Source organism: Rhodococcus sp. IC4_135, from assembly GCF_011602025.1.
Taxonomy (GTDB): Bacteria; Actinomycetota; Actinomycetes; order Mycobacteriales; family Mycobacteriaceae; genus Rhodococcus_F; species Rhodococcus_F baikonurensis.
The window spans coordinates 1-14,799 of the sequence record NZ_JAAOLG010000057.1; the positions used below are offsets into that span (position 1 = coordinate 1).

The 14,799-nt window shown below is 60.5% G+C and carries 19 protein-coding genes; 4 read left to right on the forward strand and 15 right to left on the reverse strand.

Going from position 1 to position 14,799, the window contains the following annotated elements; translation table 11 throughout:
• Window positions 1–100 precede the first annotated feature (100 nt).
• The 10 genes from G8767_RS33615 to G8767_RS33660 all read right to left on the reverse strand — a co-directional run bounded on the left by G8767_RS33615 (window position 101) and on the right by G8767_RS33660 (window position 6,870).
• On the reverse strand, window positions 101–451 hold the full coding sequence (locus G8767_RS33615) for a zeta toxin family protein (protein ID WP_052959863.1): 351 nt from the start codon (window positions 449–451) through the stop codon (window positions 101–103).
• Window positions 448–912, reverse strand: coding sequence for a hypothetical protein (locus G8767_RS33620; protein ID WP_047269904.1), 465 nt, complete (start codon window positions 910–912; stop codon window positions 448–450). The genes G8767_RS33615 and G8767_RS33620 overlap by 4 nt, the downstream gene beginning before the upstream one ends.
• 299 nt (window positions 913–1,211) lie before the next feature.
• Window positions 1,212–2,027, reverse strand: a complete 816-nt coding sequence (locus G8767_RS33625) for a hypothetical protein (protein ID WP_166814090.1) — start codon at window positions 2,025–2,027, stop codon at window positions 1,212–1,214.
• Window positions 2,028–2,054: 27 nt separating this feature from the next.
• Window positions 2,055–2,645, reverse strand: coding sequence for a hypothetical protein (locus G8767_RS33630; protein ID WP_047269903.1), 591 nt, complete (start codon window positions 2,643–2,645; stop codon window positions 2,055–2,057).
• A 118-nt stretch (window positions 2,646–2,763) separates the two neighbouring features.
• Window positions 2,764–4,080, reverse strand: coding sequence for a hypothetical protein (locus G8767_RS33635; protein ID WP_052959859.1), 1,317 nt, complete (start codon window positions 4,078–4,080; stop codon window positions 2,764–2,766).
• Window positions 4,081–4,540: 460 nt separating this feature from the next.
• A complete protein-coding gene (locus tag G8767_RS33640) occupies window positions 4,541–4,876 on the reverse strand; it encodes a hypothetical protein (protein WP_058228344.1) in 336 nt (111 codons plus the stop codon).
• A complete protein-coding gene (locus G8767_RS33645; protein ID WP_052959857.1) occupies window positions 4,873–5,454 on the reverse strand; it encodes a hypothetical protein in 582 nt (193 codons plus the stop codon). Before G8767_RS33645 ends, G8767_RS33640 begins: the two co-directional genes overlap by 4 nt.
• A complete protein-coding gene (locus tag G8767_RS33650) occupies window positions 5,451–5,762 on the reverse strand; it encodes a hypothetical protein (protein ID WP_047269885.1) in 312 nt (103 codons plus the stop codon). The genes G8767_RS33645 and G8767_RS33650 overlap by 4 nt, the downstream gene beginning before the upstream one ends.
• Window positions 5,759–6,511: a hypothetical protein gene (locus tag G8767_RS33655; RefSeq protein WP_047269884.1), complete on the reverse strand. Its 753-nt coding sequence runs from the start codon at window positions 6,509–6,511 to the stop codon at window positions 5,759–5,761. Before G8767_RS33655 ends, G8767_RS33650 begins: the two co-directional genes overlap by 4 nt.
• Window positions 6,508–6,870 (reverse strand): hypothetical protein, encoded by a 363-nt coding sequence (locus tag G8767_RS33660; RefSeq protein ID WP_080961103.1) that lies wholly within the window; start codon window positions 6,868–6,870, stop codon window positions 6,508–6,510. The genes G8767_RS33655 and G8767_RS33660 overlap by 4 nt, the downstream gene beginning before the upstream one ends.
• Before the next feature lie 402 nt (window positions 6,871–7,272).
• On the opposite strand from G8767_RS33660, the gene G8767_RS33665 reads away from it, so the two are divergent.
• Both G8767_RS33665 and G8767_RS33670 read left to right on the forward strand, forming a co-directional pair.
• Complete coding sequence (locus tag G8767_RS33665) at window positions 7,273–7,695, forward strand: helix-turn-helix transcriptional regulator (RefSeq protein WP_058228346.1); 423 nt, start codon at window positions 7,273–7,275, stop codon at window positions 7,693–7,695.
• 230 nt (window positions 7,696–7,925) lie between these two features.
• Window positions 7,926–8,363 carry a helix-turn-helix domain-containing protein gene (locus G8767_RS33670; protein ID WP_052959855.1) on the forward strand — a complete coding sequence of 146 codons (438 nt, stop codon included), beginning with the start codon at window positions 7,926–7,928 and terminating at the stop codon, window positions 8,361–8,363.
• Window position 8,364: 1 nt separating this feature from the next.
• Here the strand turns inward: G8767_RS33670 and G8767_RS33675 are convergent, their stop codons facing one another.
• Window positions 8,365–9,441, reverse strand: a complete 1,077-nt coding sequence (locus G8767_RS33675) for a DUF6545 domain-containing protein (RefSeq protein WP_141695843.1) — start codon at window positions 9,439–9,441, stop codon at window positions 8,365–8,367.
• 86 nt (window positions 9,442–9,527) lie between these two features.
• Window positions 9,528–9,974 (reverse strand): regulator, encoded by a 447-nt coding sequence (locus tag G8767_RS33680; RefSeq protein WP_141695844.1) that lies wholly within the window; start codon window positions 9,972–9,974, stop codon window positions 9,528–9,530.
• Between the two features lie 192 nt (window positions 9,975–10,166).
• On the opposite strand from G8767_RS33680, the gene G8767_RS33685 reads away from it, so the two are divergent.
• Window positions 10,167–10,868 carry a class I SAM-dependent methyltransferase gene (locus G8767_RS33685; RefSeq protein ID WP_047269879.1) on the forward strand — a complete coding sequence of 234 codons (702 nt, stop codon included), beginning with the start codon at window positions 10,167–10,169 and terminating at the stop codon, window positions 10,866–10,868.
• A gap of 67 nt (window positions 10,869–10,935) precedes the next feature.
• On the forward strand, window positions 10,936–11,658 hold the full coding sequence (locus tag G8767_RS33690) for an SDR family oxidoreductase (RefSeq protein WP_047269878.1): 723 nt from the start codon (window positions 10,936–10,938) through the stop codon (window positions 11,656–11,658).
• Between the two features lie 233 nt (window positions 11,659–11,891).
• Here the strand turns inward: G8767_RS33690 and G8767_RS33695 are convergent, their stop codons facing one another.
• From G8767_RS33695 to G8767_RS33705, 3 genes are read right to left on the reverse strand one after another with little or no spacing between them, the layout of a single operon-like run.
• Window positions 11,892–12,500 (reverse strand): hypothetical protein, encoded by a 609-nt coding sequence (locus G8767_RS33695; protein WP_047269877.1) that lies wholly within the window; start codon window positions 12,498–12,500, stop codon window positions 11,892–11,894.
• 20 nt (window positions 12,501–12,520) lie between these two features.
• Window positions 12,521–13,084, reverse strand: coding sequence for a hypothetical protein (locus G8767_RS33700; RefSeq protein ID WP_047269876.1), 564 nt, complete (start codon window positions 13,082–13,084; stop codon window positions 12,521–12,523).
• Window positions 13,085–13,106: 22 nt separating this feature from the next.
• Window positions 13,107–14,669, reverse strand: coding sequence for an NlpC/P60 family protein (locus tag G8767_RS33705; RefSeq protein WP_047269875.1), 1,563 nt, complete (start codon window positions 14,667–14,669; stop codon window positions 13,107–13,109).
• Window positions 14,670–14,799 lie beyond the last annotated feature (130 nt).

Consider the following 14,799-nt stretch of genomic DNA (forward strand, 5'->3'; position numbering starts at 1 on the left):
CTTCGCTCTGGCCAAGCAATGGCGAGCCCTGGCCACCCGCTACGACAAACTCGCAATCACCTACCGAGCCGCCGTCACCCTCTGCGCAATTCTCACCTGGCTACGCCAATTGGGAGACACGCCCTAGAGCCTGCTTGAGAAGGTAATCCTTGATGTCGTCGGAATCGATCTGTCGGTATCCCTCGATCTCGTCGACGTGTTCACTCAAGGATGTGGATTTACCGGCACCAGGGGCACCTGCAGTAAGGACCGCTGACCGGGCCTCCCGTGCTGGTTCCGCCCGCGCGAGATACTGCTCGACGACCTCAGCCTGGAAGTCTCGTCGATCGAGATCATCTGTGTAGAGCAGCTCAGTGGTGCGGGGACTATCGCGGTGCAATGGTCCTCCGTGCGCGGCGAGCTCACTGAGTTGCGCTGCGCACTCGCCGCGCAGGGGATCGACTTCGGTCAAGCTTCGACCGCAGCTCTGCGTTTCGCTGCGTGCCGTTCGAAGATCTGGCGGAACTCGCTCTTGTTGATCAGCTTGCGGCGATATGCAGTTTCGACTTCATCCCAGGTCCCTGGGTCGTAGGCATCCAGTTCGTAGCCGTCGACGACAGGAACCTTCCCGTAGGTGTAGTCCCAGTTGAGGAGTTCATCCATCATTTGCTCTGGGGTGATCTTTCCTGCCAGGCGTTCGTTGATGACCTCGCTGGGCGAGCGGTCGACCATGGAGGGACGATCACGTAGTCGACTCAGGATCCGGCCGATCTCAGTCTGGGAGACGTCAGCCAGATCTGCGATCTTTCGCTGGGGTGTCTGCTGCTCCGCCGCAGCTTGGACCAAGCGGTACATCGCTGTTTTGTCCAGACGTCGTTGCGCAGCGTTGGCCATGATCGCCAGTTCGGTGGGGCGTTGCTCGGTTATTGACATCAACTCCACCTCCTTTGAACCATAATGTATCAAATTTGAGGGTAGTTGAACCGGTTGAGAGGCAGAAACATCAGTGTTTCCGCTTACTTCGCCGGGTAACAGTTCGTCGATCGTTTCTTATACTTCGGGGTCGTCCGAACGGCTTGTTCGGGTCCGACGGATCTCACGGCATCGAATTGCGGCGTCGATCATTGCTGCCGCCTTCGTAGACCGGCTCGTCGATGTCCTCGGCCGACGCTTCATGTAGCGGTGCCATTGGCTGCTCCTTGTTTGAGCGGGACGCTGTTCGAGGGGAGCGCCTATTTGGGCTCTGGGACATTCTGATCAGGTTGACTGCCGTTTTCAGACGCGTTTTGGGTTGTTGCAGGGCTGTCACCCGAGAAGAGTTGCAATGCCGATTCCGCCTGCACCGGGATAGCAAGGGCCCCGCCCGCAATCACGATCACCGCCGCAACATTGTTCAAAACTGTGCCGAACCTCTGTACCCATCTCTTGGCCTCGGGGGTGTGTGGAGGGTGATTGCTGCAGGCACGGACTGCGCCCCCGGTTGCAGTGTCGACGGCGGCGTTCAATCCTCGTGGCCCGCGTATCGAGTATTGCCTGAGCGCCATCAGGACCTTGTCGAGTTGCTCGATGAGGCAGATCTTCAGCTCTGCAGGTAGGTCGGTAGAGGCGTGCAGAGCGTCGATGAGTTCTTGTACTTGCTGCCGGAGATCGTCTATCTGGGATTGCGCAATGCGTGGTTCGCTTTTTTCGCGGTGCAGAGTCTGGCTACATGCCCTGAGATTCATGATGTCTGTCGGCGAGTATGCCTGCTGGAACGAGTTAATTGGGGAGGTCAATGACCACAGACGGGTAAACGCGGCATTCACCGGGGGAACCCATTGCAGGAAGAATTCGACGTCGAATTCTTCCTCGTCGAGCGCTCGAACTTGCCGTTCGATCTCACCCGGCATCTGACAGAAATAGCTAAGTGCCTCAGCGAAGTCAGCATCTGTTCCAGTTCCGAAAATGCTCGTCAAGAGCGCTTTTGTCTCGGTGCGTTCGGGCGTCGAGCGGATCTGTTCGAGCACTGTCGCCAAACGGGCAGCGGTGTTGTTCGGAAGCGGAGGCATCCGGTAATTGTGCAATACCGCGGACGGCTATCTCACGGATCCTGCGGTTCCGGAACCGTGGAGGGTGAGGTTGTGCCTGCTGGGTCCGTGCACCGTGACTCCGCGTTGCGCGACGGCGCTGGCGTTGTCATGGAGTGCGACTCGGGTGTGGTCTGTTGCGTTGACCGTCGCGTGGCCGGCGGCATGAACTGTTGATGCGTCGTAAGCGTTGACTGTGGTGTTTTCACTGGCGACGACCACGACGCGATCGCACGCGTTGATTGTGGCGTTGTTGTGTCCGGTGACCTTGCAGTCGTCGAAGGCGTCCACGGTGGCGTTTGTGTAGGCGTGCAGCTCGGTGACGCCTGTGGCTTGGACTGTTGATGAGTCCGTTGCGACGATGGTGATTCTTTGGGGAAGTTTCTTGCCCAGGTTGATTCGTACTTGAGAGACACCTGCGATGCGTATCGTCCAGGTTTGGGTCGTGCCTGCGAAGTGGGAGTCGTCGAGTTCGAGGACGCGGTCTGTGTCGATGATGATCGTGCGTGCGCCGGCCGACAGACGGAAGCGAATGTCTGCTGCTGAGCGGCATGGGGTCTTCGGCCGCGGACTCCGCCGGACGTGTGCGTGGGTGGTCATTGCTCGGTCCTTCACTGTTGTCGACTGGCTGGCGGATTCGATGGCGTGAGGAATGCGATCGAGACTATGCGCTGGTGCTGGCAAACGGCGGATCTCGCTGTGCTGGTGTCGCCGATGTTCAATTCGGTCGACCTGTTCGCGCCTTAGCGAGGTGCTCGGCGAAGGCGGCTCGGGCTGCTGCACGGCTTGATGCCGAGGCGGTCATTGCTTCCTGACGTGCACTTTCTGCGTGGCGTTCAGCGATTTCTCTCCGACGGGTCGTGTCTGCTTCTGCGCGCTTTTCGCTAGGTGAGGGGCCGGTCCAGTCGAGTTGCGAGAGTTTGAACCGCAGGAACGCTGCTGGGGACTTGATTTCGCTGGCTGTGGGCCATATCTGTCCGTTCTCGGCGGTGTGGCGTGAGAGTGCTTGGGCGATGTCTCGTCCGGTCCAGCGGGTGGGGTCGATGCCGGCCTTGTGGATTCCGTCTGCGATCACTCCGATGTGGCTTGAAGTGTTGAAGAGGGGTGCATGTGCAGCGAGGGATGCGGCTGCTCGCTGCAATTCGATGGGTCGTTGGGTTTTCGGGGAGATGGTTTTCCTCGCGTGCGCGCGTTGGTGAGAACTTCCTTCGGAAGAAAAAGACAAAACAAAAGCACTTGGAGATAGGGGGTCACAGTGGTTCCGCTTCGAGCTTCCGCTGGCAGCGGCCTTGGTGTGCTCGCGAGCGGAGGTGTTGCTCGAGCGAACTGCGGCGCTGGCAACGGTGCGAGTGCGACGGTTGCGGCGAGCGCGTTCGAGTGGGGGCGTGGCCATCACGACGGATTTGGGGGAGGAGAGCGACCAGGTCGACGCTGCCTTGTGCTGGCGGCCTCCGTGATGAGCTTCAGCGGCCATGTACTCCGACGTCGAGAGCGTGCGTCCTCTGGCGTGTTCGACGCCCATTGCGAGGGCTTTGAGTACGCGGCGTGAACGCATGATGGTGCTGTTGGACGCACCTGCATGCTCGGCGATCCGGGCCTTCGATGCGGTGACTCCGCGGCCGGTGCGGGTTTCGGCGAAACGAGCGTGTGCGTTGGCGCATGCCATGAGGGTGTCGACAGCGATGCGGTTCGCGGCAAGTACAGCGCGTCCTTGCTCGGTTTCGGTGACCTGGTGCCGGAGCTGGCGCAGCCACTCTGCGCGGCCGGACCAGATGGGCACGCGAGACTGCTCGGAAGGCTCGACGGGCAAGGCCCACGAGGTTCCTCGTTGACCGCTCTCGGCATTGAACGCTTCGAGTTGTTGGACTTGCTCTTTGGCTTTACGGACCGTTTCGGCCCATTCGACATCGACATCAGTGCAGGTCGGTGCCGTAGTCGTGTTGTCAGGATCGTGGTGCGACGCGCCGAAAAGGCGACTTTCGCTTTGAGCTTTTGCTGCATCAGGGTATGAGTTACCCTGAGACGTACCTTCCACAGGTAGTCCCTTTCTGGGGGATGAAGCGAATGCAGTACCGAAGTTGAAGCTCGACACTTCTTCTTCACCTAGAAACGATCTGCCCTTCAAGGCAGTGAGTTCGGAAGCCCGGCCAGGCTTACCGACTACGGCGAAACTTTTGGTTACACAAACCCCCGCAAGGGGGTTTCGTCGTTTCTAGGGGTTGTACTGCGCTATTGAGTTAGATATCGAGGTCGTTCACTGCGCGTACTGGACGGTGTGTGTGGGGCCTTTCTGAAGATGGGTATAGCCACCCCACATCACAGCACGAGCAAGGACCCTTTTCGGGGAGCCACGCGGAACCGGTTTCAGCCATCGGGGCAGCTCAGGACCCCCGCCAGCGATGGTGTATATATGTCCGATCATTGGGCGTTCCGCATGGAGAAAGTCGCTCCGACCAGCCCGCACAGCCCCATGACAGCGGCCAGAATCATTGGCGTCATCTCGCGCGTGCCTGCGTTGCGGCGTGGCGGTCGATGAAGCTGCGAAGTGCGGCTGCAACGTCGTGGATCTGCTCGGCCGTCGCGGTCTCCGGCTCGTCTGCGACCAGATCCGCAAGATCGCGCAATGATTCTTGCAGACCCGCAGATAGATCCGGGAGCACGATTTGGTGGGCGAGAACCTCGCGGATAACCGTTTGAGCGAGCTGATGCGCTTCGCCCATTTCCTCCAGGGTCGGGTTCAGTAATCCGCTTTCGTGGAGCAGCGTGTCCCGCACGACGTCGACGGGCGTGCTCACCCGTGTTTCAGCTGTGGGTTTCGTCGAGCTGGTCACGATGCCACTCCTAGAGGTAGGTGAGCGTGCTGCGCGGGGGATGTAAGGGGAGAGCGATCCCTGTTGAAGTCGTCGATGTGGGGCAGGGGCTCAATTCCGAAGTTGGGTTCGGGGGCGAGCTGGCACGCCGCCCATGCATCCACGGCCGCGGTGATGAAGTTTTCGGCGTCCGCGTCTGCGTGGCTGGCCACGATCGCGGTGAAAGCGCTGGTAGCGGCTTCGACACCGCCGAATCCGAGGTCATCGAGGAAGTCGTGGGCATCGATGCACGAGTTCTTGACAGCCGTCCATGCGTGGTATTCCGCGACGGGGCATGCGGCGCCTTTGATCGCCGCGAGGCGACCGAGGATGTCCCATCGCACTTTGAGGGAATCGGGGTCGCCCGCGACGGTGGCGCGGCAGAGCTTCCCGACGGTGACTCCCACAGCTGTGAAATCCGGAATCGTCGCTCCGAGACCCCAGCGAGGGTCGTCGTAGAGCGCTGCGAACCAGCTCCAGCGCCGAGCGGGGGTTCCGTCGGCGGCCGGGGTTTCGGCATGTCCCGCCGCCATCTCGTAAATTCGTTCCGAAACATTCATGCCGCCGACCCCCGGCTCTGGTGAACCTCACGATGGGCAGCAACGCGGTTGTAGTACGACCGGAGCCGCGTACCGGAGAGGATCGGCCGGCCGCTGTGATTGAACGGGACACCGGCCCAAATCATTGACAGGGGAGGGGTTTTCGCGTTGATCATGGTTTCGAGTTCGGTGCGGCACGCATTGAGTCGAGGGCAGCGGAGGCACTCGGCCTGCGCGTCGACGCCGGCGCGGTAGTTGCCTTCTTCCAGGTCCCATGACTGGGGGTCGATGGTGCACGCGATGCGGGCGGCGGGAATTGGTCGGTTCACAGTGCACCTGCTTCTACGTGAAGGGTTCGAACTGGGGCTCGTCCCGAAACGGTGTAAACGCGGCCGTCGCTGAGTGTGAGTTCGACGTAACCGGTCTGGGGTGAATCGGGGATTCCGTTGACGCTGCGGACCCTGGCGGCGTTTTCCGGCGCGGCAGACATCGGGTTGTCGCTGATAGTGAGGGGGGTCGAGATCCACGTTCCGGGGAACAGATCGGCGACCTGAACATGGTCGCCGGGAAGCCACGCGGCGCGGCCACGGTTGCGGCGTGTGTGGCGTCGCCGCAAAACGGCCGTGACGGTCACACCGACCGCAGCCGCGAGGAGGAAGCCGGCGAAAAATGGCATCCGCTGCAGTGCGAGTCCTGCGGTGAAGAGCGCGCCGATGATTCCGAGGACTGTCGACAGCGGGATCGATGCGCCTGATTGAAACTCGAAGCGATGCTCTGAGCGTGCCAACGGCGCAGATCCCACGGATGTTTCAGGTACGGCGATGCCGAAGTCGAGGCCGATGTCCTTGGGCGCAGGTAGGGCTGCGGCACCGAGAGCGATCCGGATCTGATCCTCGGTGACGGGGGATGACGCCCCACATGTCGAGCATTTCAACGCGAGACCACCTGATGTCGGTGTGACGAGTTGCGTGAGCGGCCCATGTGTTGAGGTGCGGCAATACGTGCGAGGCATGTCCGAACGCAGTTGCATCGCCAAAATTGCCCCAGCGATGACAGTCTCCGGACTCGTCCCAGTCATGACGCCAACGCAGTGGAAGTCGGCTGAGCATGGTGCTCGTTGATGTCGCGGATTGCGAGGGTCCCCGGAATCCTCCGAAGCGTGATCTGGCGCCCCTCATCGTCGTAGGCGATACCCGCCCAGACCATCGCCCGAGGATCTGTCGCAGCAGCTTTGCAAGCTGCGAAAATCGGGCATTCGTAGGCGCACTTACCGATCGCCCTCTGCAGTTGTCCGGCGTCCGCGACGTCGACGTCCCATGCGGCTGGATCGCTCGTGCAGGGAATCTCTGACGGAGGGACTGCTGCTGTATGGACGGTGACTGCATCATCGCTGGCAGGGAGTCGAAAGCTCAGCTCTTCCTGGACTGCGTGCAGCAACTGGCACGATTTCCTGTCGCGGCATCCGCATAACCCGTCGTGCTCATGCACGAACCGGCGGAGCTGCTGGCTGGTCCACACCAGCATTTCATCGATTTTGATACTTATTTCGTCAACATCGCCGACGACGCCTATCGTGTTCATTGCGGGACTCCGGTTCTGCGTAGAGGAAATGCTGGACGGTCTGCTAACCGTTCGGTGCCCGTCCCCTGGCCGTTGGCGCGGCTGGGGGACTTCTTACTTTCGCGTTGTTTCGTTTGCCTAGGGCGGTTTCTGAATCGAAACCTACCGCACTATTCCACCGGGGGCTACCTCTGCGCTGTGACTGTTTCCGGCTATCTTGAGACGATGGCCCATCGTGAGCGAAGGCAAAGCGTGAGTAGGCGAATCCTTCATGGCTTCATGCCAGAAGCTCTCCGGGCGCGCCGGATCGAGCTGGGGATGTCCCGCGGGGACCTCGCGCGCGCTTCCGGCATCAGTGTGAATGCCATCGCTGATTGGGAGAGTCGCCGTCGTACGCCTCAAGTTGATTCGCTGGCTCAGGTTGCGGTCGCGCTCGAATGTGAGATCAGCGAGTTGGTCGAAATGAGGGAGCCTGGGGACCGAAGTCTTGCTGATCTCCGAATCCTGGCGGGGCTCACGCAACCGCAACTCGGAAAGCTGGTCAAGATCAGCACAACGGTGATCAGCTCTCTGGAGCGCGCTGAAGTGGGGTTGTCGGACGCTCGGGCTGCTGCACTCGCTCAAGCTCTGAACGTAGATGTCGCGACAATCAAGGCCGGATATGCGAAGGCTCGGAACCGAGCACCTGGCGAACGGCCCTAGCACGCGATACCGGCTGTGACCTGCCGGGTTACGCCAGAATTCCACGTCGTCGGTCGATCCTTTTGGCTAACTCCATGAAACCGACCCCCCTTTTCTCATGAGGCGAATGCTAGGGGAATTTCGGGTGAATCGCAACGCTTAGGGTCTCTCGCGCGATATGTACAGTCCTCACATATGCCCTACTAGGGCGTTCCCACAAGTTGTATCCCCCTTCGTTGTAGAGTGCAGACATGGATGAGGCGAAGTTGGAGCGATTCGGAACGCTCGTGCGTCAGCGGCGTCTCGAACTGGGTTTGACTCAGGACCAGGTTGCCGCCGCCGGCGGACCATCGGACAAGAGGCAGACCCAGATAGAAAAAGGCGCTTCGCCCGCCCCGAGCATCACTACTCAGGCCAAGGTCGACACAGGTCTTCAATGGAAGCCAGGTAGCGCGGCAACGACCCTCCGTGGAGGAACGCCCACCAAGCTGGAGGATGAGCCAGCAATCACCGAAGAGGACGTCGATCGCGCGGTTGCCCTCGCCCTCGCCCTCGAACGGACCGGTGTCACGCAAGTCGGCACGCGTGGAGCCCACCGCAACGCCAACGGTCGACTCAGCAATGAAGTCATCGACCAGCTGATTGAACTGCTCAACTCGCTACCGCCAGCACATCGCACCGCTGAATAGTTCAGCCAACCAATACGCCCGGAACTTGTGTTCCGGCGATTTTTCGTGCGAGCGGCCAGACTTTCAGCAAGGATTCCTGGTCAGTGAAACTCGCCGCATGTTGCGCCCCCGCATTCTTTCTGCCCCCGATCGAATTCAGGTATCGCGCAGTCAGGATGAGCTCGACAGCTGAGAGAACGGTTTCCTGAAGTTCATCGGGAACGGTGTCCTCTATCGTCGCTTCGACCTCGGCACCGAGTGGCTGGACGTAGCGAGAGACGATTGCGATCGAATCGTGAATTTCCGTGCGTCGACGACGCAAACGTTCGGTGGAGGTTTTAGGTCGGTCGTCGCGAGAGAGCCGCAAAACCACCTCCGGCGTACCGATCTCGGCCAGGTCGTGCCAGATCGGTTGGAGGGAGCGAACAGTTCTCGAATCGCGGTCCACTCGGAACAGTGCCATCAAGGCTCTGACGGAGGACGGCACCGCCGTCAGGATCGACGTGCCGATGAACACCAACAGAAGCTCGCCGCTGGCGCGGACCTCGGTATCTCGGGTAAAGGCGTTGTCTACACCTGCGGAAGCCATCACCGCCCCGATAGCGAGGATCGCCATGTTGATCGCGCCGATGGAACCGACCGAGAAGATGATGGCGAGTACTGCCTTGTCACGGGTTGTGTCTGCCGCCTTCCGCCATGCTGGCGGCACGAGCCACATCGCATACAGACATGCGGCAATCGTCATGGCGCAGTACAGCACGAAGTATGTGCCGTACTGCCACCCGAGTGCATCCTGAATCAGCATCCCGCGTTCGCGGGCTGAGCGGCTGAGCAAGAGGAACAGAACGCCCAAAATGCAGGTCGTGGTGACCCAGTACGGGTAGCGCCGCCGGTACTCCCGTACCGGCTGATGGTGGAGCATGAACAACCCGATGCATGAGGTGGTGGTCATCAGCAATGTGAAATGCCAAATGTCGTTCAACAGCAACGTCTCGCCTGGCGCAATCCATTGTGCGACAGCGGGTTCACGCAGCAGGGCGGTGATCGCTCCCCAAATCAGAACCTGGTTGATTTGCATATCGGCAGCAGTCTTGCGCACCAGGGGTACATGAACGATTGCCACAAAGCAGATGACGCACAGAAAGGTCAGAGTGAGCCAGACAGGAAGGCGGTCCGAATGCCACATCAGAAAGCTCGTAGGAACCCGCGTCTACGGGCCGTGGCCTCCGACGCCTGGGTAGTGATGATGTCCGCGAACAGCTCAGCGTCGTACTCGTCAGGGTCGTCGTAGTCCGTCAGTCCGCGTGCGGCTTTCACCATCGAGAGGTCCAAACCGTAAGCCTCGAGGTTGATACCGGTCAGCAGCTCAGCCAACCGTGCTTGAGTGAGTTCGTCGTCACTCCCATGGTCGAGAAGCATATGAGCGCACTCATGAGAGACGATCTGGTGCAGTTGAGTCGGGTCGTCGGTGGGGCGGTGAAAGATGACGTCGGTGTCCGGGGTCGCAAGCCACACGCCGCACAAGCCAACCACGGCAGTGTCAGGCAAGGGAAGGATTCGCAGACCCCTTTTGCGGAGCTTCTCGACGGCGCTGACGAATTCATCGACCGTCCACGCCTCCTGAAGGTTCAACTCCGCAACCATGGCCTCAAGCCGGGCGCGGCTCGAATTCGTCCGTCCGCGATCACGTCGACCACCAAACATCGGTTGAACCCCTTCCCTGAGGACATGCCTCGCGTTTGCCTAACAGAGACACTCTAGTGCCGTCCAGCACTGTTACCGTCTGACGCTTATCGCAACAAAAATCGAAAGGGCGTACGAGTCGTGAGCACCAATGGAGTCGGCAAGGAAGAAAAGGCCGGTGCAGCTGTCTACACCAGGGGGTTTCTTCCCCTCTACGACTTCTATGTCCTGACGCTCAGCAACTCGATCGCTTGGAAATGCTCGCGTCAACGTTTGCTCGCGCACTACAACGACAACGTCAGTGCGAACCACCTGGACATCGGACCAGGCACCGGCTGGTACCTCCGTGAAGCGACATGGCCGACTGCGGACCCTGCCGTCACTCTTATGGATCTGAACTCCAACAGCCTTGAAATGACCTCAGGACGACTCGCCAGCACGGGCGCTCGCGTACAGACCCATATCGGCAGTGTCCTAGCTCCCTTCGACGCGGGATTCGGCCAGTTCGATTCTGTCGCTGCAAATTTCCTCTTCCACTGCGTGCCCGGTACTTGGGAAGAAAAGGGGAAGGCTTTCCAGTACATCGCGGACGTGACCTCGGATGAGGGCGTGTTCTTCGGCTCGACCATCTTGGCGAAAGATGTCAAACAAAACATCCTCGCGAAATCCCTTATCTCCCTCTACAACAGTGTCTTGCACGTCTTCCACAACACGGATGATGACGTGAGCGGCCTCACAGCAGCGCTTGAGCGTGCATTCGAGGACGTGGAGGTCAATGTAGTTGGCACCGTAGCTGTTTTCGCCGCACGCAAACCGCGCCGCATCGACTCCACAACGAAATAGTCCTCTCTCTAAGCGCGTTTGGAGGACGCCGTCAGTTCGTTCACGTCAATTCGATAGGTTGTGCACTATGCCAAATACCACTCCGCGCACTGTTCTGGTCACCGGCGGCAACAGAGGCATCGGCCTCGCGATTGCACGCGCTCTCGATGCCGAAGGTCACCGGGTTGCCGTCACACACAGGTCTTCGGAAGCGCCAGAGGGACTGTTCGGCGTCAAATGTGATGTCACCGACACCGACTCCGTAGACCAAGCGTTCACGGCCGTAGAAGAACACTTCGGACCCGTCGAAATCGTCGTCTCCAACGCCGGGATCACCAAAGACACATTGGTACCACGCATGGGTGAGGATGAATTTCTCTCCGTCCTCGACGCCAACCTCGTCGGAGGCTTCCGCGTCGCCAAGCGCGCAACACGCAACATGATCAAGCAGAAGCACGGCCGATTCATTTTCATCGGCTCCGCCTCCGCCATGTCAGGCGTCCCCGGCCAAACCAACTACACAGCATCCAAGGCAGGACTGATCGGCTTCAGCCGCAGCCTGGCCCGCGAACTCGGCAGCAGCAAGCGTGCGATCACGGCGAACGTAGTCGCCCCAGGATTCACCGAGACCGACATGGCCGCTGAGGTCGACGAGAAGCACTTGGAAACGATGAAGGGTCTAATCCCCCTTCAGCGCTTCGCGAAGCCCGAAGAAATCGCGTCAGCCGTCGTTTGGCTCGCCTCCGACGGTGCCGGCTACGTCAACGGCGCCGTCATCCCCGTCGACGGCGGCATCGGAATGGGCCACTGACCACGCGTCTTAGTATCTAGTCCCACAACCAAAGTGGTCCGTAACAGCTCGATAGTCAGCTGATACGGACCACTTTTGCATGTCGGAAAGTTTGAGTTATCACTGGTCGGCGTCGTGCTTTGACTGCTCGTGATCGAATCGAGCTGGTCCACCGTGAGTACTAGCGCGAACAGATATTCTCTTGGGCTGCAACTAGAAACGGGTAGAGATGCCCATATCCCACGGCTGTGTGATTATCCGCCGAGTTGGTCGTAGGCAGCCTGCGCGTAGGGAAGTGATTTGGTGTACTGCGCCCGGACCTTGTCTTCCGTGCTGAATGAGGCGGTGTTCTCGCCCTTGACGGTGCGGTCGGAGAAGTATTCACGTCCGGAGTAGTGATCGGAAAGTTGAATTGCGACGGCGTAGTCGACGGGATTGTCGTTCTTGGCGATGTTCTCAGGCATTTCTGCGCCGCCATAAAAGTTGTTGATTGCATCCTTGATTGCTTCATCATTTACGATGCTCCGCTTGTCCCACTGGGCGCTCCATCCGAGGAGATTTCGCATTACAGGACCGGGCTGGTGCAGTTGCCAAAGTTGTTCAGCGCGTGCGGCGATCAGGGCGGCGACGATTGCGGTCTCATCTGCGTGGCGCGCTTTTCCGAGTTCGATAATCCGCGTTACTGTCTCGCGTTCCGCCTCTGCAATATGAGGGAGGGTGCTGAATGGTTCCACGACGGCCGTGGTCGTCTGGATTGTCGGCGAGGGTGGTTGTTGTCCTGGGTTGTCATTGTTTCCGCAACCTGCCAATGCGGCTGTAGACAGGACAGCTGCGCTGAGTGCGATCGCGATGCGGTGCTTCATGGTTCCCCCTGATAGTCGTCTTAGTAGGAAAGCGTATCGATCAGCCATCTGCCGCTGGTGTTGGTGAGGGTCAACCAGACGGTTGTGTCGGGCTCGACGGCACTGGATGTATCACCGGTGACCGCGGTCTGCGAGATGGACGCGACTCGATGCACGCTGGTATCGCTATCGGGCGGGCACCCGGAACACCCGACCATCACTTCGGCGATGATGCGGGCATCGGTCTCGCTCCACCGGTCCCATTGCAGTCCTGGACCTTTGTCGGTGCGTACGTCGGCCGTCAGGTGAGAACTGAGCTCCGGGGTGAACCATTGCGCTGCTCGTCGAAATCCATCCGCTGGGCGCGCGTCCAAGCCCGGTGTCCAGGTGAACGCGACGGTCATCGCCTGTCGTGCAACATATTCAGGTGAAGTGGTGTCCAGTTTCGGTGTGGGAGTGGGCTGCTCTTGGGTCGCGGAGCTTTCGGTGGAAGTGGGTTGGCTTCGGGATGACTCAGCCCCCTCGTCGCCGCCTGCGCGGCAGGAGTAGAGCAGTACGGCCGCCAGGGCTGCGATGACCACGGAAATCGCGATGGCTTTCTTCATTCGGTTTCTCGCTTTCGTGGGATCACATGCGGCGTGCGCGCATGTCGGCTTGAACGGGTGCCTGCTTGACGACGTCGCCAGTGGTAGGCGCGTGGACCATCTGACCGTCACCGGCGTAGATCCCGACATGGCCAGGACCCGTGGCCTGCCAAGCTCCGAAGACGAGATCGCCCGGTTTCGCCTCGGACATCGGGATCTCGGTCCCGACAGTCCACTGTTCCTCAGACGTTCGAGGCAGCATGTTCTTCCCTGCGGTTGCACGGGCGTAGGCGTACTGCGTCAGTCCCGAGCAGTCGAATCCGCCCCCCGTCGGGCCACCGGCCCCGCCGCCGCCCCAGACGTACGGGGTGCCTAGGTACTCACGAGCGGCATCTACGACATCACTTCCGCCGCCATTCGAAGGAGTGAATTCCCCGCGGGCACCGGGCTGTTCGAACTCGGGAATGAAGGAGAGTACGCGCTGGACATAGGGCTGGGTCTCGTCGCTGTAATCACCGCCGGAAGGCATGCCGCCGGCGTTCTTGACTGAGTATTCGCCGCCGTTGTAGCCCGCGATGTACAGCGAGAGTGGATCGCCGGTGACAGATCCATCGGCGATCCATCCGTCTACGAGTCCGGCGATGACGCAGAAGTACCGACCCTGGGCCATCACGGCGTCGCCGACGTCAGCTTGGGAGATCTGGCCGTTTCCGTCGTCGTCCTTGCCGTAGACGCGCCAGGTATCGTCCATGAACTGGGTGTATCCCTTGGCTCCCTTATTGCTGGTGACGGCACGGAATCCGCTCTCTGCTTTGGTGTCGGCAGCGAGAAGTGCTGGGCTGATCTGCGGGCACAATGATCCGGCTTTGCGGAACCATTCTTCGAATTCCGGTGGCACACTGCCGGGTTTGAGATCTCCGCCGCCAGCAGTGCCGAAGCCTGCGCCGCAGTCGACGGGCTTCGATGCGGCCACCAAGTCGATATTCGAGCCGGGCGCGGTGGCGACCTGTCCTGCGGGAGCGGAGGCTCCGCCCAGCTTGGTCATCGGGTCGACAGCGGTACCGCCCTGCATTTTCCCGCCCTCGTAATACTCGAAATGCAGGTGAGGCCCGGTGGATCCGCCGGCGTTGCCGATGCCAGCGATATGATCCCCCGCTTTGACGCTCTGACCAGCCTTGACGAGGATTCCGTCGGGGTACATGTGTCCGTACACCGTGCTCACCGGGCGGTTGTCGACAACGGAATCGATCACGACCCAGTTCTCGAACCCGACTCCGGGGCCTTCGCCGGTTGCGCCGGCCGCGGCCACGTTGCCGTCGAGAGCCGCGTATATGGGAGTTCCGACCGGTCCGGCGAAGTCTGTTCCCTTGTGCATTGACCCGTCTCGGGGACCGAAACCCGATGTCAACGTGGTTGTTCCGGGCGCGGTGGGTTGCTGAATCGGGCCGGATGGTGTCAACGCCTGCGCCGGGAGCCCGGGATCGGCCGGCTTGTTGTCGTCAGCTCCAGCGTTGGTATCTGCAGATTTGGTGTTCTTCGCTGGGCCGCAACTATTGGGCAGGTCGATGATCGCGCCGGCCGGAGTGCAGGCGCTCGCGATGCCCATCGTGAAGGCTGCGGCCAAGGTCGCGACGATGAATCGACGGCGTAGGGCGTTGGCGGGTAGTGGGTGTGACGGGGTGCGGCGCTGCCGCGCTGAGGCGCTCACGTGAGAGGTCCGGGGAGAGGCGTGTCGA

Excerpts from the sequence above, each read along its gene's own strand:
- G8767_RS33705 (WP_047269875.1), bottom strand. The coding sequence starts at position 14,669 with ATGGGCATCGCGAGCGCCTGCACTCCGGCCGGCGCGATCATCGACCTG.
- G8767_RS33670 (WP_052959855.1), top strand. The coding sequence starts at position 7,926 with ATGGATGAGGCGAAGTTGGAGCGATTCGGAACGCTCGTGCGTCAGCGG.
- G8767_RS33625 (WP_166814090.1), bottom strand. The coding sequence starts at position 2,027 with ATGCCTCCGCTTCCGAACAACACCGCTGCCCGTTTGGCGACAGTGCTC.
- G8767_RS33630 (WP_047269903.1), bottom strand. The coding sequence starts at position 2,645 with ATGACCACCCACGCACACGTCCGGCGGAGTCCGCGGCCGAAGACCCCA.
- G8767_RS33700 (WP_047269876.1), bottom strand. The coding sequence starts at position 13,084 with ATGAAGAAAGCCATCGCGATTTCCGTGGTCATCGCAGCCCTGGCGGCC.
- G8767_RS33645 (WP_052959857.1), bottom strand. The coding sequence starts at position 5,454 with ATGAATGTTTCGGAACGAATTTACGAGATGGCGGCGGGACATGCCGAA.
- G8767_RS33695 (WP_047269877.1), bottom strand. The coding sequence starts at position 12,500 with ATGAAGCACCGCATCGCGATCGCACTCAGCGCAGCTGTCCTGTCTACA.
- G8767_RS33665 (WP_058228346.1), top strand. The coding sequence starts at position 7,273 with ATGCCAGAAGCTCTCCGGGCGCGCCGGATCGAGCTGGGGATGTCCCGC.
- G8767_RS33690 (WP_047269878.1), top strand. The coding sequence starts at position 10,936 with ATGCCAAATACCACTCCGCGCACTGTTCTGGTCACCGGCGGCAACAGA.
- G8767_RS33655 (WP_047269884.1), bottom strand. The coding sequence starts at position 6,511 with ATGACTGGGACGAGTCCGGAGACTGTCATCGCTGGGGCAATTTTGGCG.
- G8767_RS33620 (WP_047269904.1), bottom strand. The coding sequence starts at position 912 with ATGTCAATAACCGAGCAACGCCCCACCGAACTGGCGATCATGGCCAAC.